Here is a 24,064-nt window from a genome sequence, read left to right as displayed (position 1 = left end):
GAAATCAAGCTAACGAAATGTCGCAGCCAGCCTGTCTCTGTTGATGCCCGGACGGACTGACTACTGGAAAAAGTGGGAATAAGATAAGTTTTCTTGCAAGGGAAGTAAAATCCCGCATGCGCTCAATCGGCAAAATTACGCCATATATCCTGAATATCTTCCATCAGGAAGCCGCGGTACAACAAAAATCGCTGGATTTTGACTTTTTCTGAAAATTCGCGCGAAAGGGGTTCACCGTACTTGCGCACGGCCTGCTCGCGGGCCTGTTCACACCAGTCAATGTCGCATTCACGCATCGCCTGTTCGGTGGCCTCACGAGGGATACCTTTTTGGTTGAGTTCCTGACGGATCCTGGCCGGACCGTAGCCCTTGCGGCTGCGGCTGGCGATAAAGCGGGTGACAAAACGACTGTCATCGAGATAGCGATATTCGTAGCACCAGGCGACAACGCGGTCGTAATCTTCCACTGTTGCGTCGATCGCTTCCGGTCCGTTTTTCCCCATCACGGGTGCCGCGAGTTTACGCCGTAGCTCCTGTTCGCTGTGGTCACGCACCGCCAGAATGCGCACTGCGCGATCCAGTAAACGCGCGTAGGCAGGGCGACGCGGGGTGTTTTCGCTCATAACAAACCTGCTGTTTTACAAATGCAAAAAGGGCCGCAATCGCAGCCCTTGTTTTTAGAAGAAGTGGTTAGAAATCTTCTTTGGTTTCTTCAACGTCAGCACTGTCGACAACGAAGTCAGGCTTAGAGTCCTGATTATTGAGAAGCAGTTCGCGCACTTTCTTCTCAATTTCTTTCGCTGCTGCCGGGTTTTCTTTCAGCCAGGAGATAGCATTCGCTTTACCCTGACCGATTTTGTCGCCGTTGTAGCTGTACCAGGCACCCGCTTTTTCAATCAGCTTCTCTTTCACGCCCAGGTCAACCAGCTCGCCGAAGAAGTTGATGCCTTCGCCGTAGAGGATCTGGAACTCAGCCTGCTTGAACGGTGCGGCGATTTTGTTCTTCACCACCTTCACGCGGGTTTCGCTACCGATGACGTTATCGCCCTCTTTCACCGCGCCGATGCGACGGATATCCAGACGAACAGAAGCGTAGAACTTCAGCGCGTTACCACCGGTGGTGGTTTCTGGGTTACCGAACATCACACCAATCTTCATACGGATCTGGTTGATGAAAATCAGAAGAGTATTAGATTGTTTCAGGTTACCGGCCAGCTTACGCATCGCCTGGCTCATCATACGTGCCGCGAGGCCCATGTGAGAGTCACCGATTTCGCCTTCGATTTCCGCTTTTGGCGTCAGCGCCGCAACGGAGTCGACAACCAGCACATCGACTGCACCTGAACGCGCCAGGGCGTCACAGATTTCCAGCGCCTGCTCACCGGTATCCGGCTGAGAACAGAGCAGGTTGTCGATATCAACACCCAGTTTACGGGCATAGACCGGGTCCAGCGCGTGCTCGGCGTCGATGAACGCACAGGTTTTACCTTCGCGCTGTGCGGCGGCAATCACCTGCAGCGTCAGGGTTGTTTTACCCGAAGATTCCGGCCCGTAGATTTCTACGATACGGCCCATTGGCAGGCCGCCCGCGCCCAGTGCGATATCCAGAGAAAGCGAACCGGTGGAGATAGTTTCCACGTCCATGGAACGGTCTTCACCCAGGCGCATGATGGAGCCTTTACCAAATTGCTTTTCAATCTGGCCGAGTGCTGCCGCCAACGCTTTCTGTTTGTTTTCGTCGATAGCCATTATTACTCCTGTCATGCCGGGGAACTGCGCCGGATAGTGAATTCTGTTCTGTTGGTGCAATTATACTGTATGGTCATACAGTATCAAGTGTTTTGTAGAAATTGTTGCCAGAGCGTTTTTAACGCGTATTCCGTCGCCTGTCGGCGCACGCTTTCGCGGTCACCGCTGAAGCATTCGCGGAAGGTGACGCCCTGCCCCTGCGAGGTCGCAAAACCAAACCAGACGGTGCCAACCGGTTTCACATCGCTGCCGCCATCCGGCCCGGCGATGCCGCTGATGGAGATCGCGTAATCCGCACGCGCGGCTTTGAGCGCGCCTATCGCCATCTCCACCACGACCGGTTCGCTCACCGCGCCGTGCTGTTCGAGCGTCGATTCACGCACGCCAATCATCTGGGCTTTGGCTTCGTTACTGTAGGTGACAAAACTGCGTTCGAACCAGGCGGAGCTCCCCGCGATGTCCGTAATCACTTTTGCCACCCAGCCGCCGGTGCAGGATTCTGCCGTCGTTAAGGTCGCGCCGCGCTGCTTCAACGCCAGCCCGACAACTTCGCTCAGCTGCATCAATTCATGGTCAGTCATCATCGCTTCAGGCTCCTGAAAAACATGCAGCACAAGATAGCACTTTCTCATGGGATATGGGGATGAGGTTCCGGTTTTACGAGGAGGCTTCAGAAAAAAGCCGACGCGGTCGCATCGGCTTTGAAAAGCGGATTACTTCATGCTGTCGGCGAGGGTATTCACGTTGTGGCGAAAGGCGTTCACGTAGGTGTCCGCCGCGCCGCCTTTGGCGGAGAGCGCTTCAGGATAGAGTTCCCCGCCCGGCTGCGCGCCCGTCGCACTGGCAATTTGCTTCACCAGACGCGGATCGAGCTGGTTTTCCATAAACCAGGTTTTAACGCCGTCGGCCTTAATCTGATTGATGATCTCAGCCACCTGTGCGGCGCTGGCCTCGCTCTCGGATGACAGCCCTTGTGGTGCCATAAAGGTCACGCCGTAGGCGCGGCTGAAATAGCCGAAAGCGTCATGGCTGGTGAGCACTTTACGTTTCTCCTGCGGGATAGCACTAAAGCGCGATTTCGCCCAGCTGTCGAGCTGTGTCAGCTGCGCAATGTAAGGTTTACCTGTAGCCTCCAGCGCCGCTTTTTCTTGCGGGTCAGCCTTGACCAGACCCGCCAGAATATTTTGCGCGTATAACGCCCCATTGGCGGCGCTGTTCCAGGCGTGCGGATCGGTCACGGTTTTGCCGTCTTCCTCCAGGGTATGTGTTTTGACCCCGGCTGATGCGACGACCAGCGTGCCTTTAAAGCCCGAGGCTTTCACCAGACGATCCAGCCACCCTTCCAGCCCGAGTCCGTTGACCACCACCACATCTGCCTTGCTTAACGCGGCGCTGTCTTTCGGCGATGGCTCAAAGGTATGCGGATCGCCGTCCGGTCCCACCAGCGTGGTGACCTTCACATGATCGCCGCCCACTTCCTGGGTGATGTCTCCCAAAATCGAAAAACTGGTCACCACGTTCAGCGTTTTTGCCAGCGCGCCGTGAGACATCAGCCCCAGCGCGAGCGCCATCATTATTCCTGTCTTCTTCATCTTTTCCCCTTGCGTTAAAAAAGCGCGCGCAGCCTGCTGCGCGAGCCACATAAAACCGAAATAAAGAACCATGCGCTTGCGGTCAGCACGATGGAGGGCCCGGCAGGCAAGCTCGCCGCCCACGACAGGCTCAATCCGAGCCAGGCGCAGAACACGCCGCTGACGCCCGCCATCAGCAGCAGTCCCGGCAGAGTACGCATCCAGCAGCGTGCGGCCACGGCGGGGAGCATCATCAGCCCTACCGCCATCAGCGTGCCGAGCACCTGGAATCCGGCGACCAGGTTCAGCACCAGCAATGCCAGGAACAAACCGTGCAACAGCGCGGGAAGCCGTCGGGAATTAACCTGCAGCCAAGCGGTATCAAAAGCCTCCGTGACCAGCCCCCGGTAAAACAGCGCCAGCAGCATTAAGGTCAGGCCGCAGACGCCCGCCACGAACAGCGCCGCATCGTTATCCACCGCCAGAATCGAGCCAAAAAGCAGATGGAGCAGATCGACGTTCGACCCGCGCAGGGAAACCAGCGTGACGCCGAGTGCCAGCGAGCCCAGATACAGCCCGGCAAAGCTGGCGTCCTCTTTCAGGGGCGTGCGTCGACTGACCAGGCCTGCCACCAGCGCCACGACGATCCCGGCGATGAACCCGCCAAGACTCATCGCCAGTAAAGACATTCCGCTGACCAGATACCCCACCGCCACGCCCGGTAAAATGGCGTGCGACAGCGCATCGCCCATCAGACTCATGCGCCGGAGCAGTAAGAAAACGCCAAGCATCGTAGTGCTGACGGAGAGCGCCAGGCACACCACCAGCGCGCGGCGCATAAAGCCGTATTCGATGAACGGCTGGAAGAAAATATGCCAGATCATGCGACTCTCACCCGCTCAGTGCCCCAATGAGGCGTCGCCGTATCGAGGCGCAACGTCTGCGGGAAATGGCGCGACACGCGTTCGCTGTCGTGTAATACCGCCAGCACCGTCTGCCCGCTCAGATACATGTCCAGCATCAGCTCCATCAGCACGTTACAGGTCGCTTCATCGACGCCGGTAAAAGGCTCGTCCAGCATCACCAGCGGCGCGTTCTGCACCAGTACGCGGGCGAAAAGCATGCGCTGAAACTGACCGCCCGAGAGTTCGTCGATGGTGGAATTTGCAAGATCCTCAAGACCGACGCGTTCAAGCGCTTCGGCGATCCTGAGCCGGGTTTCGCGGCGATACGCCTTCAGCAGGGAGATTTTCGGCCAGCAGCCCATGCTCACCACGTCCTGTACGGTCAGCGGGAACTGCGCTTCCAGGGAGTGACGCTGCGCCAGCCAGCCGATCGTCGGGCGTTTTTCGCGCCAGCGGAATCCCCCGCTGACCGGCGGAATAAATCCCGCCAGGGTTTTGAGCAGCGTCGATTTGCCACAGCCGTTGGCCCCGACAATCGCCGTCATGCTGCCGCGCTCGATGACGCCGTTGAGCGCCTGAGTCACCGGCTGGCGGTCGTATCCCGCCACCAGGTTTTGCAGTTCAATCATGGAAGAACCACCGCCCAGCGCACCGCCAGGCCAATGAGCACAATCAGAATGGCCGCCAGCCACAGCCGGTTGAGCGCGGAAAGAGAAAAGAGAGACATCGTTGCATCGCCAATAAATGTTATAACATAACAATAATCAAATGCGATGCGGATGTAAACGCGAGTCAAAAAGAGGGAGTGTGGCGAAATGTTTCTGTGCGGAGAAGTATATTGCCCGGTGGCGCTTCGCTTACCGGGCCTACAAAACCGTCGTAGGCCGGGTAAGGCGTAGCCGCCACCCGGCAATCTCAAAGCAAACTACTGACTAAACGGCGACGTCCCCGGAACGCGTGCCAGCGAGACCGCCTGACCGAGCTGCCACACGGCCATCGCGTAGTGCGTGCTGTGGTTGTAGCGGGTGATGGTGTAGAAGTTTGGCAGACCGTACCAGTACTGATAGCCGGTACCGATATCCAGACGCAGCAGGCTGGCCGTCTGATGATTACCCAGCGATTGCATCGGCGTTAAACCTGCCGCCGCCAGCTGCGACACGCTGTAGTTGGTTTTGAAGCCATTCTCCAGCCCTGGCGCCTGGCCGTTCGCCTGCACCGCCACCGGATCGCCCTTCACCCAGCCGTGCGCTTTGAAGTAGTTCGCCACGCTGCCGATGGCATCCACCGGATCCCACAGGTTGATGTGCCCGTCGCCGTTAAAGTCGACCGCATACTCTTTATAGGAGGACGGCATAAACTGGCCGTAGCCCATCGCGCCTGCAAAGGAGCCTTTCAGATCGAGCGGATCGTCCTGCTCGTCGCGCGCCATCAGCAGGAAGGTTTCCAGCTCAGACTGGAAGTATTCCGCACGACGCGGATAGTTAAAGGAGAGCGTCGCCAGCGCATCAAGAATGCGGGTTTTGCCCATCACGCGGCCCCAGCGGGTTTCGACGCCGATAATCCCGACGATAATTTCCGGCGGCACGCCGTACACCTGCCACGCGCGCGTCAGGGCATCTTCATACTGATTCCAGAACGCCACGCCGTTTTGCACGTTGTCCGGGGTGATAAACTGTTTGCGATAGCGCAGCCACGCGCCGTTTGGCCCGGTCGGCACCTGCGCCGTCGGAGCCTGGCGATCCATCAAACGCAGCACGTAGTCCAGACGCTTCGCCTGAGACAGAATCTCGTGCAGCTGCTGTTTGTTGAACCCATGTTTGTTCACCATCTTATCGATGAACTGCTCGGCGGCCGCGTTGTTCGCGAAATCCCCGCCCATCTGCATCATGTTGTGCTGCGGCTCGAGGAGAAAACCACCCGATGGGGTGCCCGCCGTCTGTTGAACTTCCTCTGTTTTCGGTTTGCTGCTACAGGCAGCAAGCATAATCAGCGCGGGTAGGAGCGCTGCGTAACGACGCTTGACCATGAGACATCCATTTAAACGAATTCGATAAGTGGCAAGTATGGTAAAGCATCCTCAATGCCTCAAGGAAGCGGTTCTGCGACCCTTCGCAAAACTTTTGTCATTCCTTAAGATTCTGACCTTTCGAATGCACTATCATGGGCGCTGCCCTTCTGTTTGTTCCGCGCAGACAGGAAGAGAAAGGAACGCTAACCGGAGAGAAAGATGAGTGATTTTCTGCTAAACACAGGCCGTCAGACGTTAATGCTGGAGCTTCAGGAAGCCAGCCGACTGCCGGAAAGGCTGGGCGAGGATTTTGTCCGCGCGGCCAATACCATCATCCATTGCGAAGGCAAAGTGATTGTCGCAGGCATCGGGAAGTCCGGCCATATCGGCAAGAAAATTGCCGCCACCCTCGCCAGCACCGGCACCCCCGCCTTCTTTGTCCATCCGGCCGAAGCGCTGCATGGCGATCTGGGGATGATTGAAAGCCGCGACGTGATGCTGTTTATCTCCTACTCCGGCTCGGCGAAAGAGCTCGATTTAATCATTCCGCGCCTGCAGGAAAAATCGGTCGCCCTGCTGGCGATGACCGGAAAATCACGCTCACCGCTGGCGCTGGCCGCCAAAGCCACGCTGGATATTTCTGTGGAACGCGAAGCCTGCCCGATGCATCTCGCCCCGACCTCCAGCACCGTCAACACCCTGATGATGGGCGATGCGCTGGCGATGGCGGTAATGCAGGCGCGCGGCTTTAACGAAGAAGATTTTGCCCGCTCGCATCCGGCGGGTGCGCTGGGCGCGCGGTTGCTGAATAAAGTGCATCATCTGATGCGCACCGACGACGCCATCCCGCAGGTGAAACTCACCACCAGCGTGATGGACGCGATGCTCGAACTGAGCCGCACCGGCCTGGGGTTAGTCGCCGTGTGCGATGAGAACGGGCTGGTCAAAGGGGTCTTTACCGACGGCGACCTGCGTCGCTGGCTGGTCGGCGGCGGCAAACTGGAAGCCATCGTCAGCGATGCCATGACCACCGGCGGCCTGACGCTCAACGCCGAAAGCCGCGCCATCGAAGCCAAAGAGATCCTGATGAAGCGCAAAATCACCGCCGCGCCGGTGGTGGACGACAGCGGCAAGCTGTGCGGGGCGATCAACCTGCAGGATTTCTATCAGGCCGGAATTATCTAACCCTTCAGCCCAAGACGTTTCGCCAGCCGATGCAGGTTGGCGACGTCTGTCTCTAACGCCCGGGCGCTGGCCGCCCAGCTGCGATTATTCTGCTCCAGCGCGCGGGTGATCATCTGACGCTGGAAAGCTTCCGTCGCCTCACGCAGGTTTTCAGCGGTTATCGCGGGCGCGTCCGCCACCGCGACAGGCACCGCCTCGTCATGCAGGGCAAAATGCCGGGCGTGGATCACCACTTCATCCCCGGCCCGCGCCGCGCGCGCCAGCACCACCGCACGGTGGATGGCATGTTCCAGCTCGCGCACATTCCCCGGCCAGCCGTAGCTCAGGAGATGGCGGCGCGCGCCGGGGCTGAGCACCACGCGGGAGAGTCCCATTTTTAGCCGACACTGCTCGCAAAAATAGCCCGCCAGCAGGACCACATCTTCACCGCGCTCGCGCAGCGGCGGAACCGAAAGCGGAAACACGCTTAAGCGATGGAACAGATCGGCGCGGAAATTCCCGGCCAGCACCTCTTCGCGCAGATCGCGGTTCGTCGCCGCCAGTACACGCACGTCCACACGCAGGCTGCGGTCATCGCCGACGCGCTGAATATCGCCGTACTGCAACACGCGCAGCAGCTTGGCCTGCAGTGCCAGCGACAGCTCACCGATTTCATCGAGGAACAGCGTGCCGTTATCGGCCATCTCGAACTTGCCGCTGCGGTTGCTGATCGCCCCGGTAAACGCCCCTTTCACGTGGCCAAACAGTTCGCTCTCCGCCACGCTCTCCGGCAGCGCGGCGCAGTTCAGATAGACCAGCGGATTGACCGCCCGCGGCGAGCCTTCGTGAATCGCCTTCGCCACCAGCTCTTTCCCGGTGCCGGTTTCCCCGCTGATTAAAACGTTCAAATCGGACGCCGCCACGATATCGATCTCTTTTTTCAACTGCATCATGCCCGCCGACAGGCCGATCATCTCCGTGTGCGCCACCTGCTCAAACGCCGCCGGGCTGCCCGGCAAAATGTTCTGGCTCTCCAGCTGTTCAATCAGCAGCGCGTTGTTCAGCGCTCCGGCGGCCAGAGCGGCAATCAGGCGTAACTCTTCGTCGCTAAAAGAATCGAACTGATCGGGCTGAAGCCCGTCGAGGGTCAGGGCACCAATCAGGTTTTGCCCGGCGAACAGCGGCAGGCCGATGCAGGCGTGGACTTTCAGACTCTCCTGACCAGGAATTAAACCGTCGTAGGGATCGGGCAGATCGCTGTCCGCCGGGAAACGCACCACGTCGCCCGCGCGGGCAATGGTTTCGAGACGTGGATGGCCTTCAAGCGTAAAGCGCCGTCCCAGTACGTCCTGCGCCAGCCCGTCGATCGCCAGCGGAATGAACTGCCGCCCTTCGTAGCGCAGCAGCGCCGAGGCGTCGCAATCCAGCACGTGGCGCAGGGTGGAGATCAGCCGCTGGAAGCGGTCCTGATGGCCGATACCGGTCTGTAATTCAATGGCGATCTTCGCCAGCACCTCTACGGAAAAGCTCATTTGCGCCTCGCGGTCATTTTGACAATGCATACTGTCATATTGACGATAAATCGCATAGTCATATCGACTACCTCTTGCGAGTGATTTTTTATAAAACCATTTTAAATTAATAACTTAAAAAACTGGCACGTAACTTGATATAGCCAAATCATCTTATTGAACAACACCGTCTTAATTTGAGGTTGCTATGTCTATTCTGGTTAAAAATAACATTCATTGGGTTGGCCAACGTGACTGGGAAGTGCGTGATTTTCACGGGACCGAATACAAAACGCTGCGCGGCAGCAGCTATAACAGCTATCTGATCCGTGAAGGCAAAAACGTGCTGATCGATACCGTCGATCACAAATTCAGCCGCGAGTTCGTGCAAAACCTGCGCAGCGAAATCGATCTGAATGACATTGATTACATCGTGATTAACCATGCGGAAGAGGACCACGCGGGTGCGCTGACCGAGCTGATGTCTTATATTCCGCACACGCCAATCTACTGCACCACCAACGCCATCGATTCGATTAACGGCCACCATCACCACCCGGAATGGAATTTCCACACCGTCAAAACCGGCGATGCGCTGGACATTGGTAACGGCAAGCAGCTGATCTTCGTCGAAACCCCGATGCTGCACTGGCCCGACAGCATGATGACCTACATGACCGGCGACGCGGTGCTGTTCAGTAACGACGCCTTCGGTCAGCACTACTGCGACGAACGCCTGTTTAACGACGAAGTGGATCAGACCGAGCTATTCGAGCAGTGCCAGCGCTACTACGCCAATATCCTGACCCCGTTCAGCCGCCTGGTGACGCCAAAAATCACCGAAATCCTCGGCTTCAATCTGCCGGTCGATATGATTGCGACCTCGCACGGCGTGGTCTGGCGCGAAAACCCAACGCAAATCGTGGAGCTGTATCTGAAATGGGCGGCGGATTATCAGGAAGATCGTATCACCCTGTTCTACGACACCATGTCCAACAACACCCGCATGATGGCGGACGCCATTGCCCAGGGCATCAACGAAGTCGACCCGAACGTGGCGGTGAAAATCTTCAACGTGGCGCGCAGCGATAAGAATGAAATCCTGACCAACGTCTTCCGCTCGAAAGGCGTGCTGGTCGGCACCTCCACCATGAATAACGTGATGATGCCGAAAATCGCCGGTCTGGTCGAAGAGATGACCGGCCTGCGTTTTCGCAACAAACGCGCCAGCGCCTTTGGCTCCCACGGCTGGAGCGGCGGCGCAGTGGACCGTCTCTCTACCCGTCTTCAGGATGCCGGTTTCGAAATGTCGATGAGCCTGAAAGCGAAGTGGCGTCCGGACATCGACGCGCTGGAAATTTGCCGTCAGCACGGCCGCGATATCGCACGTCAGTGGGCGCTCGCTCCGCTGCCGGAATCGGCCCCAAAAGCACCTGAACAGAAAGACGATTGCGCCTGCGCTGCGGCGGCGGCCTCCGATCTCGGCCCTTGCATGCAGTGCAGCGTCTGCCAGTGGATTTACGATCCTGCTCTCGGCGAGCCTTTGCAGGATGTCGCCCCAGGCACTCCGTGGCGCGACGTGCCGGACAACTTCCTGTGCCCGGAATGTTCCCTCGGTAAAGACGTCTTCGACGAACTGGCAACGGAGGCAAAATGAGCCACGGCATTGTGATCGTCGGCTCGGGCTTTGCCGCCCGCCAGCTGGTGAAAAATATTCGTAAACAGGACGCGAACGTCCCGCTGACGCTGATTGCCGCCGACAGCATGGACGAGTACAACAAACCTGATTTGAGCCATGTCATCAGCCAGAATCAGCGCGCCGACGACCTCACCCGCCAGACGGCAGGCGAGTTCGCCGAACAGTTTAACCTGCACCTGTTCCCGCATACCCGGGTGACGGACATCGACGCCAGCGCCCGTGTGGTGAAGAGCAAAGACCAGCAGTGGCAGTACGACAAACTGGTGCTGGCGACAGGCGCGTCTGCCTTTGTGCCTCCCGTTCAAGGTCGCGAATTGATGCTGACGCTGAACAGCCAGCAGGAGTATCAGGCCTGTGAAACCCAGCTTTGTGACGCGCAGCGAGTGATGATTGTCGGCGGCGGCCTGATTGGCACCGAACTGGCGATGGATTTTTGCCGCGCCGGGAAAGCGGTCACTCTGGTCGATCACGCGGCCAGCATTCTGTCGGCCCTGATGCCAGCGGAAGTAAGCAGTCGCTTACAGCACCGGCTGACGGAGATGGGTGTGCACGGGCTTCTGAAATCTCAGCTCCAGAGCCTGACGAAAACCGATAATGGTATTCGCGTCACGCTGGACGGCAACCGCAGCGTTGAGGTGGACGTGGTCATCGCCGCAACGGGTCTGCGCCCGGAAACGGCGCTGGCGCAGCGAGCCGGAGCGGACATTCACCGCGGTGTGAAGGTAGACAGCTATCTGCAAACGTCGCAGCCCGACATTTATGCCCTCGGCGACTGCGCGGAAATCAACGGCCAGGTCCTGCCGTTCCTGCAGCCGATTCAGTTAAGCGCGATGTATCTGGCGAAAAATTTGTTGGGAGCAGGCGCACCGCTGAAACTGCCCGCGATGCTGGTGAAAGTCAAAACGCCGGAACTGCCCCTGCATCTCGCGGGAGAGGCGCAGCGCCAGGATCTCAACTGGCACATGGCGATTGAACCACAGGGGATGGTCGCAAAAGGCATTGATAACACCGGCCAGCTGCGCGCCTTTGTGGTTAGCGAAGATCGGATGAAGGAGGCTTTCGCTCTGCTGAAGTCGCTGCCCGTTTAACCCTTAGCCCTCTGCCACGTTTACTTAACCTTAGGATTTTATTCTCCGCTACCCCGTTTTTACGGGGTATTTTTTTGCGCATTCTATTCACAAGGTAAATACAAAGAAGATAAATCATCGCCATCAGTCCCTTTTTTATTATTTATATGAATACATAGAACGAAAGAAATGAATATATAAATGCGTGTTATTCACCCCCTCGAACCATATATATTTTATAATTTTGATAAATTGATTATCAGGCGTAATTTAATTGAAATAGATAATAAAAAGCAATTTATGTTTAGATTATTTTTTTAAATAGTGATTAGCCCCTTCAGGCAGCCCCAGCGCGTCATACCCGCGCCAGCGATAGTTGAGCATCGAGAGACACCAACAGATAATAAACAAACCGATAACAATAAACCCGGCATCACCGAGATTATTATTAATGGCGCCCACCGCGTCCCAAATACCGCCGCTTAATGCAAATTTATCCATTAAAAGGCCCAGCGCTTCCAGTCCGCCAATAAATAACGCCACCACCACCGACGTGCCGGTGATGGTCATATTGTAATAAAGCTTGCGCTGCGGTTTATTGAATGCCCAGCCGTAGGCGCCAATCATCAGTAAATTATCGAGGGTATCCACCAGTGCCATCCCGCTGGCAAACAGGGCCGGGAAAATCATAATCGACCACACCGACATGCCGTTCGAGGCGCTGGCGGCCGAAATACCCAGCACGCCGATTTCGGTGGCGGTATCAAACCCGAGGCCAAACAGAAAACCGACCAGATACATTTGCCAGCTTTTGCTTACCAGGCGGAACGTCGCACCAAACAGCCAGCTCATCACCCCGCCCTGCGTGACGGGTTCGGCATCGACCGTCTGACCTTTTTTCAGCGCCTGAAAGCTGCGCCAGACGCCGCGCAAAATCACCATATTCACCAGCGCCATCGCCAGTAAAAAGGTGGCGGAAACGGCGGTGCCGATCAGGCTGCCGGTCTCGTGAAACCAGCTCATGTTCTTTTGAAACGCCGTCGCCGTGGCGGCAATCGCTACCGAGGCCAGCACCACGATGGTCGAGTGCCCGAGCGAAAACCACGCCCCCACGCCGGACGGGCGCTTACCCTGCTGCATCAGCTTGCGCGTTACCGTATCAATCGCGGCGATATGATCGGCGTCGACCGCGTGGCGCAGGCCGTAGCACCACGCCAGCAGGCTCGCCGCCATCAGCGTGGTACTCCCGCTGAAGGTGTGCCAGGCCCAGCCCCAGGCGAGCAGATTAGCCGCCAGCAAAATCAGTAGCAGCGGTTCGTTGTAAAGGCGTCGAAGCATGTCAGTTCCTGTGTGCGAGCGTTCGGGCAGCAGCCACCGCCGCCTGTCCGAACGAAATCGCCCCGTCGCCCGCGGGCAATTGCCCAGGGAAAAGGAGCGTAAAGTCAGAGAGATAATATTGCAGACGCGCGCGCAGCAGCCGGTTGTGCAGCACGCCGCCGCTGAAGCAGAGCGTCGAAATACCCAGGCGTCTGGCGTGATGGACCATCAGGTCTGCCAGCCCTTGCGCCAGCGCGTCATGGAAAGCCCACGCGCGTTCGGCGGGCGTCGCCTGCCAGTCGAGCCACTGACGCCAGAATGTAGGCATATCTTCCACCGCCAGCGTGACCGGATGATTAACTCCGGAACAGGTCGCCGCGAGGGCTTCAAGCTGACAGGCAGCTTCGCCTTCGTAGCTTTGCCTGTCGGGCGCAATGCCAAGCGCACAGGCCACGGCGTCAAACAGTCGTCCGCAGGAAGAAGCCAGCGGGGCGTTAATCCCCCGCGCCACCGCCGTCGCCAGCAGGGGCCAGCTGTGTGCCTGCACGGCGTGCGTTTCAGGTCGAGCCTGCCAGTCCGGGACAAACGCCAGACACTGCGCCAGCAGATTGCGCCAGGGTTCGATCGCCGCCAGGTCACCGCCCGGCAGCGCCACGGCAGGCAGCCCGCCAAGGTGTTCGCACTCAAGGTAATTCACCCGCAGGCACTCGCCGCCCCACAGCGCACCGTTCTCGCCCATCCCGATCCCGTCGAGCGTCAGGGCAATCACATCGCCGCCGTTGCGCGGCCAGCCGTTTTCGGCCAGACACGCCGCCGCGTGAGCATGGTGATGCAGTACCGTCTCTTTCGGCAGCGCCAGCGCTTCGGCCCACTGCGCAGAACGGTAGCCCGGATGAGCATCACACACCACGCGTTCCGGCTGGAAATCATACATTTGCTGAATAACCGCCAGCGCCCCACGCCACTGGCGTTCGACGCCGTCGTCACTCAGATCGCCAAAATGCTGACTCAGCACCGCCTGCCCGCCGCGCACCAGACAAAAGGTGTTTTTCATCTCCGCGCCGAGGCACAGCATCGGTGGAATGCCTTCAAACCCTTCGGGCAGCGCAATGGCGTCAGGAACGAAACCGCGCGCGCGGCGCAGCATCGCGCCCTGCGCGTCCATCACCGAATCATCCATGCGCTGCAGGATGTCGCGGTTATGCAGCAGGAATCCGTCGGCGAGTTCGCCCAGTTCCTCCAGCGCCTGTGCGTTGCTAATGGCAGGCGGCTTACCGCTCAGATTGCCGGAGGTCATCACCAGCGGGCAGGCGCAGTCGTCCATCAGCAGATGTTGCAGCGGGTTGGAGGCCAGCATCACGCCAATGCACTCGAGATCCGGCGCGATATTGTGCGGCAGACCGGGCAACGCGTTTTTCGCCATCAGCACAATGGGCGCGGCGGGAGAAAGTAAACGCTCCCTGACGGAGGCGGGCAGTCCATCGGCGTGAGGGAGCATCACCGCCAGCGGTTTCGTCGGACGATGTTTTCGCTCGCGCAGGCGCGCCACCGCCAGTTCATTATTTGCGTCGCACGCCAGATGAAAACCGCCGAGGCCTTTGATCGCCACGATTGCGCCGCTTTTCAGCATCGCAACAGCAGCCGCTAAGGCGTCATCACGTATGAGACGAGTGTCACCGGCGCGCCACTCCAGCTCCGGCCCGCAGTCCGGGCACGCCACCGGCTGGGCGTGAAAACGGCGGTCCGCCGGATTGCGGTATTCACGATCGCACGGCGCACACAGCGGAAAAGCGGCCATCGCCGTATCAGGCCGGTCGTAGGGCATGGCGCGAATGATGGTAAAACGCGGGCCGCAGTGGGTGCAGTTGATGAAGGGATAGCGATAGCGGCGCTCGCGCGGATCGCGCATTTCAGCGAGACACGCCGGGCAGGTCGCGGCATCCGGGACAATTTGCGTCGCCATCGCCCCGCCCGCGCTGTGGCGAATGGTGAATTCGGCAGGTATCTGCGGCCAGACAAACGGCTGTGCTTCTACGCTGTCGATACGCGCCAGCGGTGGGCAGTCGAGCAACAGCCTTTGTTGAAACGCCGTCGCCTCGTCTGCCAGGCGCACCAGCACGCCTTCGCCATCGTTACAGACGTCACCGCGAAGACCGAGCTGATTCGCCAGCTGCCAGACAAAGGGGCGGAAACCCACCCCCTGCACTTTGCCGCGCACCCGCAACTGCACGCCGTTACGGCACATAATGATTAAAACAGCATGGATGACGAAGTGTCGAACGCCGCGCGGCGGCGCTTCTCGGCGCTCATCTGTTCCAGCTTGTTGCGATCGACGCAGACCAGGGCGTGCGTCGGGCAGGCTTCAATGCACGCCGGGCCGCTTTCGCGGTGGTTACACAGGTCGCATTTGTTGGCTTCGGCTTTATCGGCCCGCACGCTCAGGCCCGCGCCGCTGTTGCGCACAACCGGACGCACCACCACTTCCATCGCGCCATACGGACAGGCCACCACGCAGGTTTTACACCCGATGCAGCGCTGCTGCATGACCTGCACAAAACCGTTTTCACGGCTGATGGCACCGTTAGGACAGACGTTGGCGCAGGGCGCGTCTTCGCACTGGCGGCAAATCGCCGCCGTTGAGATATTCACGCCCTTGATGACATGAATACGCGGCAGGAAAGATTCCGGGGTCAGAGAGGCGCAATCCTGCTGCGCCTGATGGGACACAACGCACGCCACTTCACAGGTACGACAGCCAATACATTTACTGGCATCCGCCATAATAAAACGGTTCATCTGCTTCTCCAGCATTAAGTTATGCGGCAAAACATACATAAAACGTGCCACATTTTAATACCCTGATTTCACTGAACTTAATCAGCGACTCCTGATGTCATCGACACGAGTGACGATGACATCTGTCGACGTCAGACGGGAATATGAGTGGCAACCGAATCACGCAGGATCAGCTCGCCGGGGAAGGCCTGCTGATAGTTGAACTCACCGCCATCGAGCATAAAAATCAGGCGGCTGATGGTCTCTTTGATCATCTCCGTCACCGGAATGCGCACGCTGGAAAGCGACGGCACAATGTACGGCGCGATAGCTACGTCATCAAACCCAACCACCGACACCTCGCCCGGCGTGGCGATCCCGCTGTCATGCAGCTGTTTCAGCGCGCCGATCGCCATATCGTCATTGCTGGCGACCAGTGCGGTAAATTTCGCGTTGCGTTCAAGCAGCGTGGCAACGCCCGCCGCCCCGCTCTCCGGGGTCCATTTCCCCTCGACCTGCAATTCGTCGCGCAGGGGAATGTAGTGCTGTAACAGCGCCTCTTTGTAGCCGGAAAGACGTTCGATACCGGTCGGGGAATCCAGCGAACCGGTGATAAAGGCGATATCCCGATGGCCCATCGCAATCAGCTGCGACACCGCGTCCTGGCACGAGGCCTTATGATCGGACCACACGCAGTGGCTGCTGTTTTTGCGCAGGCGACGGTTCAGTACCATGATCGGCTGCTCCTGCTTTTCAATAATCTCATCCATCTCATCGACGCTTAAAAAGCGCGGATAGATGATGATCGCATCGCAGCGCATGTCGAGCAGATACTGGATCGCCTCGCGCTCTTCGTCGGCGCTGTGCTTCCCGTCCGCCAGAATCAGCTGGCGGCCTTTTTCTTCCGTCATGCGCGCCGCGTGGAATAGCAGTTCGCTGAAATAGACGCCGTGATACAGGGTGTTGGTGACCACCAGCCCCAGGGTTTGCGTCCGTTTGGTGGCGAGGTTTCGCGCCAGTAAATTCGGGCGGTAGCCGCTCTCTTCAATCGCCTGAAAAACCCGGTCTTTTGTCTCCTGGCTCACGTAGCCATTGCCCGAAAGCACCCGAGAAACCGTGGCCTTCGACACCCCTGCCCGCTTCGCCACTTCCAGCATCGTGGTCATCTGAATATTCCGTCTAAAACTGATGCGCCGAAGTGTACTGCACCGCGCGAAAATTGTCGCAGCGCGTATCTCACGCTTTTGAATGCTCAAAGTGATCGCTATCACGAATGTAAAAAATGCATAAATAACCATCTTGTTTCATACAAAGAAACTCATCATGATTTTGTGGAACCGGTTTCCTACACGTTCTCACAATTACAACAGGATCACTTCCGATGGCCAAAAATTATGCCGCGCTGGCGAAAGACGTTGTCAGCGCGCTCGGCGGCAAAGACAACATCGTCGCCGTCACCCACTGTATGACGCGCCTGCGCTTTGTGCTGCAGGACGAAAGCGCCATCGACAGCGCGACCCTCAAAAGCATCAGCGGCGTGCTCGGCGTGGTGCGCAACGACAATCAGTGCCAGGTGATTATCGGCAACACGGTTTCTCAGGCGTACCGCGAAGTGGTGAATCTGCTGCCTGCCGGAATGCGTCCTGCTGAGCCGCAAGGCCCGCAAAAACTGACCCTGCGCCGCATCGGCGCCGGGATCCTCGACGCGCTGATCGGCACCATGTCCCCGCTGATCCCGGCGATCATCGGCGGTTCGATGGTGAAGCTGCTGGCAATGATCCTCGAAATGACCGGCGTGCTGACCAAAGGCGCACCGACGCTCACCATTCTGACGGTTATCGGCGACGGCGCGTTCTTCTTCCTGCCGCTGATGGTGGCCGCCTCTGCCGCCGTCAAATTCAAAACCAACATGTCGCTGGCGATTGCCATCGCGGGCGTGCTGGTCCATCCGAGCTTTATCGAGCTGATGGCGAAAGCCGCCCAGGGCGAGCACGTGGAGTTCGCCTTTATCCCGGTCACCGCCGTGAAATACACCTACACGGTGATCCCGGCGCTGGTGATGACCTGGTGCCTGTCGTACATCGAACGCTGGGTGGACAAGATCACCCCGGCGGTGACCAAAAACTTCCTTAAGCCGATGCTGATCGTGCTGATCGCCGCCCCGCTGGCCATCCTGTTAATTGGTCCTGTTGGCATCTGGATTGGCACCGCGATTTCCGCGCTGGTTTACACCGTGCACGATTATCTCGGCTGGCTGTCCGTCGCCATCATGGGCGCGCTCTGGCCGCTGCTGGTGATGACCGGGATGCACCGCGTCTTTACGCCCACCATCATCCAGACTATCGCCGAAACCGGCAAAGAAGGGATGGTCATGCCGTCGGAAATCGGCGCGAACCTGTCGCTCGGCGGTTCTTCGCTGGCGGTGGCGTGGAAAACCAAAAACCCGGAGCTGCGCCAGACGGCGCTCGCGGCGGCGGCATCCGCCATCATGGCGGGGATTTCTGAACCGGCCCTGTATGGCGTGGCGATTCGCCTGAAACGCCCACTGATTGCGAGCCTGATCAGCGGCTTTATCTGCGGCGCGATCGCCGGTATGGCGGGACTTGCCAGCCACTCCATGGCGGCACCGGGCCTGTTTACCAGCGTCCAGTTCTTCGATCCGGCGAACCCGATGACCATCGTCTGGGTGTTTGGGGTGATGGCCCTGGCCGTGGTGCTCTCCTTTGTTCTGACCCTGATCCTCGGCTTTGAGGATATCCCGGTCGAAGACGAGGCCGAGAAAGCCCGCGCCCTGCAAACCGCACCGGTTCCGGCACACGAGGCGCGAGCCTGATGAATAGCGAGGTCAACATGTCTGTTTTTCCAGAAGGATTTTTATGGGGTGGTGCACTGGCCGCCAACCAGAGTGAAGGCGCTTATCGCGAGGGCGGCAAAGGGCTGACCACCGTCGATATGATCCCCCACGGCGCGAACCGGATGGCGGTGAAAGTCGGGAAGGAAAAACGTTTTACGCTTCGCGACGACGAGTTTTACCCCAGCCACGAGGCGATTGATTTTTACCATCGCTACAAAGAAGACATCGCCCTGATGGCGGAGATGGGCTTTACGGTGTTACGCACTTCCATCGCCTGGAGCCGTCTCTATCCGAACGGCGACGAGCCGCTGCCGAATCAGGACGGCATCGCCTTTTACCGTGCGGTGTTTGAAGAGTGCAAAAAGTACAACATCGAGCCGTTAGTGACCCTGTGCCACTTCGATGTGCCGATGCACCTGGTCACCGAATACGGCTCCTGGCGCAACCGCAAAATGGTCGATTTCTTCGCCCGCTATGCGCGCACCTGCTTTGAGGAGTTCAACGGCCTGGTGAAATACTGGCTGACCTTCAACGAGATCAACATCATGCTGCACAGCCCGTTCTCAGGCGCGGGGCTGGTGTTTGAAGAGGGCGAAAACGAAGACCAGGTGAAATACCAGGCTGCGCACCACGAGCTGGTGGCGAGCGCGCTGGCGACCAAAATCGCCCACGAGGTGAACCCGGAAAACCAGGTCGGCTGCATGCTGGCGGGCGGGAATTTCTATCCTTACTCCTGCAAGCCGGAAGATGTGTGGACGGCGCTGGAAAAAGACCGCGAGAACCTGTTCTTTATCGACGTGCAGGCGCGCGGCAGCTATCCGGCCTACTCGGCGCGCGTGTTCCGCGACAAAGGGGTGACGATTGTTAAAGACCCGGCTGACGACCAGATCCTTAAACATACCGTCGATTTTGTTTCGTTCAGCTATTACGCGTCACGCTGCGCCTCGGCGGAGATGAACGCCAACAACACCAGCGCGGCCAACATTGTTAAATCCCTGCGCAACCCGCACATCGAAGTGAGCGAATGGGGCTGGGGCATCGACCCCCTGGGCCTGCGCATCACCATGAACATGATGTACGACCGCTACCAGAAACCGCTGTTCCTGGTGGAAAACGGCCTCGGTGCGAAAGACGAGATCGACGCGAATGGTGAGATCCACGACGACTATCGCATCAGCTATCTGCGCGAACACATCCGCGCGATGGGCGATGCGATTGAAGACGGCGTCCCGCTGATGGGGTACACCACCTGGGGCTGTATCGATCTGGTGGCGGCATCCACCGGGGAGATGAGCAAGCGCTACGGGTTTGTGTATGTCGACCGCGACGACGCGGGCAACGGCACGCTGGACCGGAAACGCAAAAAATCGTTCTGGTGGTATAAGAAGGTGATTGCGAGTAACGGGGCGGATTTAGGGTAGTCAGTTTTTGTAGGCCGGGTAAGGCGAAGCCGCCACCCGGCGGAAACAGCGCTGCGGCCTGAAATTGCCCGGTGGCGCTGCGCTTACCGGGCCTACAAAACGACAAAACCCTCTTTAGACCAGGCAACAACGGCTCAGAGCCGCTCAAATCCCCCATCCCCTTCCCACCCCGCCAGCCGGGAATAGACCACCTCTACGGCCGCTTTAATCGCTGGCGTCATCGGGTAATAAAACCCGACAATATCCGGCTGAATACCCAAAAACAGCACCTCGCCCACGTCGTCTTTAATCTGATCGACCAGATAGTTAAGCGGCATATTGTGGGTGGTCATCATGAACATCTCCGCGATATCGTCCGGGTCGATCAGGCGGATTTCGCCGGGGTTTAGCCCCATGTCCGTCGCATCGACAATCAGCAGACGGTCCGGGTGCAGCTCGCGCAGGGCGACCACGTCGTTTTCCGGCGCGCTGCCGCCGTCGATCACCCGCCAGTTGCCCTGCGGGTTTGCGAAGCACATTTCCGCCAGCAGCGGACCTGCGCCGTCATCGCCCATCATGCTATTGCCGACACACAGTAAAACGTCAGTCACGTAATCTCCTCACCATCAGGTAGATGGCGCTCTCCTGATGAATATCATGCAGCATGCTGAGCAGCGTTTTGCTCCACGCCTGCTGGGCGGGGGTTTGCACCACCAGCGCCGCGTCAAAGGCGTTCGCCAGCATGGCGATATGGTTGCTGTCGATGACGATCTCGCCATACTTCGGCACGCCTTCCATTTTACGCCGCGCCGTACTGCCCGCCTCCAGCGTACCGATCCACGCCAGATACTCTTGCCACGGGCAGCTCAACGCCGCCTCTAAACAGTCGATCACGCCAAGGTGGTGGCCAATCGCCAGGCTGTAATAGACCACCTGCTGGGCCGCATCCGGTGTCGCATCGTTCTCATCGATAAATTTACGGCTCAGCTGACTGAACACCACCTGTTCGCTCATCGGATACGCGCCTCGTCGACCACCTGGTTGAGGTTCGCCACGATCTCGTTCAGACGCGGATCTTTTTCCGCCTCCAGCCAGCGCTCAACCTGATGCTCGCCCTGGCTCAGCAGACGCAGATAGTCATCGGCAATCTGGCGGCCATAGCGATACCCGGCAAGACGACGCGCCGTCCTGTCGACTTTCACGCGCAGCGGCTGCACCATGTCCGGATGCAAAATCTGCGCGGGCTGGTTGTCGATTTCCCCCGGCTCGCGGGCGTGAATTTTCTGCTCCAGCAGCCCCAGCGCCATCGCAAAACCGTACAGCGTCGCCGCAGGCGTCGGTGGGCAGCCGGGAATATAGACATCCACCGGCACGATTTTGTCGGTGCCGCCCCAGACGCAGTAGAGATCGTGGAAGATACCGCCGCTGTTGCCGCACGCCCCGTAGGAGATACAGATTTTCGGATCCGGCGCGGACTGCCAGGCGCGCAGGGCCGGAGAGCGCATCGCGCGCGTCACCGCGCCGGTGAACAGCAGAATGTCCGCATGACGCGGAGACGGCACCACTTTGATGCCAAAACGTTCAGCGTCAAACAGCGGCGACAGGGTGGCGAAGATTTCAATCTCGCAGCCGTTGCAGCCGCCGCAGTCCACGCGGTAGACGTAGGCGGAACGTTTGATTTTCTTTAGCAGGGACGCTTTCATGTTGGCGATGGATTCATCCACCGTCATCGGCACCGGAATGCCGTTATCGTCGCGCGGGCCGAGTAAATTATTCATCAGCTGGCTTCTCTCATGTGGCGGGTGATATCGATGCGGTCGGACGGCAGCAGGCACTTCTGACGCTTGCACTCCGGGCAGGTTTCAAACCCTTCCCGGTGCAGTTCCGCGCGCGCATCGCCGTTGTGTTTCAGCAGCGCGATGGCATAGTCGATCTCTTTTTGCACGGCGAACGGATGGTTGCAGACGCGGCAATGGCACAGGTCAAAGCGCGACTGCTGAAGGAAATCGGCTTTGTTCCACACCGCCAGCTCGTACTCCTGCGAGAGCTTAATCGCCGCCGTCGGGCAGACCTCTTCGCAGCGACCACAGAAAATGCAGCGCCCGAGGTTGAACTGCCAGGCCAATTCATTCGTTGCCAGATCCGTCTCCACCGTCAGGGCGTTCGACGGACAGGCATTCACGCACGCCGCACAGCCGATGCACTGCTGCGGGTTGTGCTCCGGTTTGCCACGAAAGTTTTTATCAACCGGCATCGGCTCAAGGGGATAACTGCTGGTGACCGTGCCGGTTTTGATCACTTTTTTGATAAAGGTAAACATGACGGATCCTTATTTCAGCGGCGAGTTCTTGCGCTCGATGCTGTAGCGTTCAAGCTCTTTGTACAGCACCACCTGGCTTTTCTTCTTGCGCACATCCACCACCGTCATGCGGTCGGTACAGGAGTAGCAAGGATCGAGGCTACCGATGATCAGCGGCGCGTCAGACACCGTGTTGCCGCGCAGCATATAGCGCAGGGTCGGCCAGTTGGCATAGGTCGCCGCACGACAGCGCCAGCGGTAGAGCTTCTGGTTGTCGCCGGTCATGCTCCAGTGGATATCATCCCCGCGCGGCGCTTCGGAGAACCCGAGGGCGAAGCGGTTCGGAATATAGGTAAAGCCTTCCACCGCCAGAGGACCGCCCGGCAGGTTATCCAGACCAAAGTCGATCATATTCAGCGCGGTAAAGACTTCGTTGATGCGCACTTTCAGGCGGGAAATCACGTCGCAGCCCTGCTCGGTGTGGACCGTCATCGGCAGCAGGCCGTAGCCAACGAACGGATGATCGGCGCGGGTATCGCGGGCGTGACCGCTGGCGCGCACCATCGGGCCGACGTTGCTGAAGTCGCGGGCGATCTGCGGATCGAGACGACCCACGCCGACGGTACGCTGCTCGATGTTGGGCGTGCTGAGCAGCATATCCACCAGATCCTGCACGTCGCGGCGCATCTGCTGCGCCAGCAGACGGGTCTGGATCATGTCGTCTTTCAGCAGATCGCGGCGAATCCCGCCGATCAGGTTCAGGCCGTAGGTTTTACGCGCCCCGGTCAGGATCTCCGCCATTTTCATTGAGGCTTCACGGACGCGGAAGAACTGCATAAATCCGGAATCAAAGCCGACGAAGTGACAGGCCAGGCCGAGGTTGAGCAGATGCGAGTGCAGGCGCTCGACTTCCAGCAGAATGGCGCGGATCATCTGGGCGCGTTCCGGCACCACGATCCCCATCGCGTTTTCCACCGAGGTGGTGTAGGCGGTGCTGTGGGCGAAGCCGCAGATCCCGCACACGCGATCCGAGAGGAAGGTGACTTCGTTGTAACCCATGCGGGTTTCCGCCAGTTTTTCCATTCCGCGGTGGACGTAGAACAGGCGGTAATCGGCGTCGATAATGTTTTCGCCATCGACAAACAGGCGGAAGTGGCCCGGTTCATCGGAGGTGACGTGCAGCGGGCCAATCGGCACCACGTTGTTCTTTTTGCTGCCGAGCTCGTTGATGAACTCGTAGGTTTCACTGTCGGTGGTCGGGGCAGGACGCTGACGATAATCCATGCTGTCTTTGCGCAGGGGATAGAGTTCATCCGGCCAGTCGTCGGGAAGCACAAGACGGCGTTCATCCGGCAGGCCGACCGCGATCAGACCGTACATATCGCGCACTTCGCGCTCGCCCCAGACGGCAGCAGGCACGCGCGGCGTGACGGACGGGTATTCCGGTTTATTCGGATCGACTTCGACGCGAACGGTTATCCAGCATTTGACGCCCTGCTCCATCGACAGCACGTAATAGACCGCGTAGTTGCCGCACAGCTGGCGCTCGTCGTTGCCGAACAGCACCGACAGCCAGCCGCCCTGCTGGTAATAAAGAAATTCCACCACTTCCGGCAGATAGTTCACCTTGATGGTGACGGTGATCTGGTCTTTGGTCTGCCAGCTCTCCTCCAGCACCACGCCGGGAAACGCCTGGTGCAGTGCGGCGAGATACTGTTGACCCACTTTTTCTTCTGACATGCTAA

The 24,064-nt window shown here is 58.7% G+C and carries 22 protein-coding genes; 5 read left to right on the top strand and 17 right to left on the bottom strand.

Annotated features, from left to right (window positions below; genetic code table 11):
* Positions 1–122: 122 nt before the first annotated feature.
* The 7 genes from recX to mltB all read right to left on the bottom strand — a co-directional run bounded on the left by recX (position 123) and on the right by mltB (position 6,251).
* The gene (recX, locus tag AC3WS9_RS05130) at positions 123–623 is read right to left on the bottom strand and encodes a recombination regulator RecX (RefSeq protein WP_492487090.1); all 501 of its coding nucleotides are present in this window, start codon (positions 621–623) and stop codon (positions 123–125) included.
* A gap of 67 nt (positions 624–690) precedes the next feature.
* Complete coding sequence (recA, locus tag AC3WS9_RS05125) at positions 691–1,749, bottom strand: recombinase RecA (RefSeq protein WP_282493076.1); 1,059 nt, start codon at positions 1,747–1,749, stop codon at positions 691–693.
* An 83-nt stretch (positions 1,750–1,832) separates the two neighbouring features.
* A complete protein-coding gene (gene pncC / locus AC3WS9_RS05120; protein WP_282493079.1) occupies positions 1,833–2,330 on the bottom strand; it encodes a nicotinamide-nucleotide amidase in 498 nt (165 codons plus the stop codon).
* A 132-nt stretch (positions 2,331–2,462) separates the two neighbouring features.
* Complete coding sequence (locus AC3WS9_RS05115; RefSeq protein ID WP_492487088.1) at positions 2,463–3,341, bottom strand: metal ABC transporter substrate-binding protein; 879 nt, start codon at positions 3,339–3,341, stop codon at positions 2,463–2,465.
* Positions 3,342–3,355: 14 nt separating this feature from the next.
* Positions 3,356–4,204, bottom strand: coding sequence for a metal ABC transporter permease (locus AC3WS9_RS05110; RefSeq protein WP_282493074.1), 849 nt, complete (start codon positions 4,202–4,204; stop codon positions 3,356–3,358).
* Positions 4,201–4,854, bottom strand: a complete 654-nt coding sequence (locus AC3WS9_RS05105) for a metal ABC transporter ATP-binding protein (RefSeq protein WP_492487085.1) — start codon at positions 4,852–4,854, stop codon at positions 4,201–4,203. Before AC3WS9_RS05105 ends, AC3WS9_RS05110 begins: the two co-directional genes overlap by 4 nt.
* A 296-nt stretch (positions 4,855–5,150) precedes the next feature.
* Complete coding sequence (mltB, locus tag AC3WS9_RS05100) at positions 5,151–6,251, bottom strand: lytic murein transglycosylase B (RefSeq protein ID WP_285144868.1); 1,101 nt, start codon at positions 6,249–6,251, stop codon at positions 5,151–5,153.
* Between the two features lie 201 nt (positions 6,252–6,452).
* Here mltB and gutQ point away from each other — a divergent pair, with 201 nt between their 5' ends.
* Positions 6,453–7,418 (top strand): arabinose-5-phosphate isomerase GutQ, encoded by a 966-nt coding sequence (gutQ, locus tag AC3WS9_RS05095; protein ID WP_492487083.1) that lies wholly within the window; start codon positions 6,453–6,455, stop codon positions 7,416–7,418.
* Here the strand turns inward: gutQ and norR are convergent.
* Complete coding sequence (norR, locus tag AC3WS9_RS05090) at positions 7,415–8,929, bottom strand: nitric oxide reductase transcriptional regulator NorR (protein WP_492487081.1); 1,515 nt, start codon at positions 8,927–8,929, stop codon at positions 7,415–7,417. The two genes, gutQ and norR, sit on opposite strands and share 4 nt — an antisense overlap.
* A 187-nt stretch (positions 8,930–9,116) precedes the next feature.
* Here norR and norV point away from each other — a divergent pair, with 187 nt between their 5' ends.
* Together norV and norW are read left to right on the top strand one after the other, a co-directional pair.
* A complete protein-coding gene (gene norV, locus AC3WS9_RS05085) occupies positions 9,117–10,565 on the top strand; it encodes an anaerobic nitric oxide reductase flavorubredoxin (RefSeq protein WP_492487079.1) in 1,449 nt (482 codons plus the stop codon).
* The gene (gene norW, locus AC3WS9_RS05080; protein WP_492487077.1) at positions 10,562–11,695 is read left to right on the top strand and encodes an NADH:flavorubredoxin reductase NorW; all 1,134 of its coding nucleotides are present in this window, start codon (positions 10,562–10,564) and stop codon (positions 11,693–11,695) included. Before norV ends, norW begins: the two co-directional genes overlap by 4 nt.
* Positions 11,696–11,983: 288 nt before the next feature.
* On the opposite strand, the gene AC3WS9_RS05075 is transcribed toward norW, so the two are convergent.
* The 4 genes from AC3WS9_RS05075 to AC3WS9_RS05060 all read right to left on the bottom strand — a co-directional run bounded on the left by AC3WS9_RS05075 (position 11,984) and on the right by AC3WS9_RS05060 (position 16,932).
* A complete protein-coding gene (locus AC3WS9_RS05075) occupies positions 11,984–13,012 on the bottom strand; it encodes a HoxN/HupN/NixA family nickel/cobalt transporter (RefSeq protein WP_492487075.1) in 1,029 nt (342 codons plus the stop codon).
* A 1-nt stretch (position 13,013) separates the two neighbouring features.
* Complete coding sequence (gene hypF, locus AC3WS9_RS05070) at positions 13,014–15,236, bottom strand: carbamoyltransferase HypF (RefSeq protein WP_492487073.1); 2,223 nt, start codon at positions 15,234–15,236, stop codon at positions 13,014–13,016.
* Between the two features lie 5 nt (positions 15,237–15,241).
* Positions 15,242–15,787, bottom strand: coding sequence for an electron transport protein HydN (gene hydN / locus AC3WS9_RS05065; RefSeq protein WP_492487071.1), 546 nt, complete (start codon positions 15,785–15,787; stop codon positions 15,242–15,244).
* Positions 15,788–15,918: 131 nt separating this feature from the next.
* Positions 15,919–16,932 carry a LacI family DNA-binding transcriptional regulator gene (locus AC3WS9_RS05060; protein ID WP_492487069.1) on the bottom strand — a complete coding sequence of 338 codons (1,014 nt, stop codon included), beginning with the start codon at positions 16,930–16,932 and terminating at the stop codon, positions 15,919–15,921.
* Between the two features lie 215 nt (positions 16,933–17,147).
* Between AC3WS9_RS05060 and ascF the strand changes: the two genes are divergently transcribed.
* Together ascF and AC3WS9_RS05050 are read left to right on the top strand one after the other, a co-directional pair.
* Positions 17,148–18,599 carry a PTS cellobiose/arbutin/salicin transporter subunit IIBC gene (gene ascF / locus AC3WS9_RS05055; protein ID WP_282493063.1) on the top strand — a complete coding sequence of 484 codons (1,452 nt, stop codon included), beginning with the start codon at positions 17,148–17,150 and terminating at the stop codon, positions 18,597–18,599.
* 17 nt (positions 18,600–18,616) lie between these two features.
* Positions 18,617–20,041, top strand: coding sequence for a 6-phospho-beta-glucosidase (locus tag AC3WS9_RS05050; protein WP_492487067.1), 1,425 nt, complete (start codon positions 18,617–18,619; stop codon positions 20,039–20,041).
* Between the two features lie 134 nt (positions 20,042–20,175).
* Here the strand turns inward: AC3WS9_RS05050 and hycI are convergent, their stop codons facing one another.
* The 5 genes from hycI to AC3WS9_RS05025 are packed head-to-tail and all read right to left on the bottom strand — an operon-like array spanning position 20,176 to position 24,059.
* Positions 20,176–20,631: a hydrogenase maturation peptidase HycI gene (hycI, locus tag AC3WS9_RS05045; protein ID WP_492487065.1), complete on the bottom strand. Its 456-nt coding sequence runs from the start codon at positions 20,629–20,631 to the stop codon at positions 20,176–20,178.
* The gene (locus AC3WS9_RS05040; RefSeq protein ID WP_492487063.1) at positions 20,624–21,034 is read right to left on the bottom strand and encodes a formate hydrogenlyase maturation HycH family protein; all 411 of its coding nucleotides are present in this window, start codon (positions 21,032–21,034) and stop codon (positions 20,624–20,626) included. Before AC3WS9_RS05040 ends, hycI begins: the two co-directional genes overlap by 8 nt.
* Positions 21,031–21,798 (bottom strand): NADH-quinone oxidoreductase subunit B family protein, encoded by a 768-nt coding sequence (locus AC3WS9_RS05035; protein WP_282493059.1) that lies wholly within the window; start codon positions 21,796–21,798, stop codon positions 21,031–21,033. Before AC3WS9_RS05035 ends, AC3WS9_RS05040 begins: the two co-directional genes overlap by 4 nt.
* Positions 21,798–22,340, bottom strand: a complete 543-nt coding sequence (locus AC3WS9_RS05030; protein WP_282493058.1) for a formate hydrogenlyase complex iron-sulfur subunit — start codon at positions 22,338–22,340, stop codon at positions 21,798–21,800. Before AC3WS9_RS05030 ends, AC3WS9_RS05035 begins: the two co-directional genes overlap by 1 nt.
* A 9-nt stretch (positions 22,341–22,349) precedes the next feature.
* Positions 22,350–24,059 carry a hydrogenase large subunit gene (locus AC3WS9_RS05025; RefSeq protein WP_492487060.1) on the bottom strand — a complete coding sequence of 570 codons (1,710 nt, stop codon included), beginning with the start codon at positions 24,057–24,059 and terminating at the stop codon, positions 22,350–22,352.
* Positions 24,060–24,064: the final 5 nt, after the last annotated feature.

Source organism: Lelliottia sp. EB106-05-01-XG201, assembly GCF_058791735.1.
This window is presented reverse-complemented; position numbering and strand designations above follow the sequence as displayed.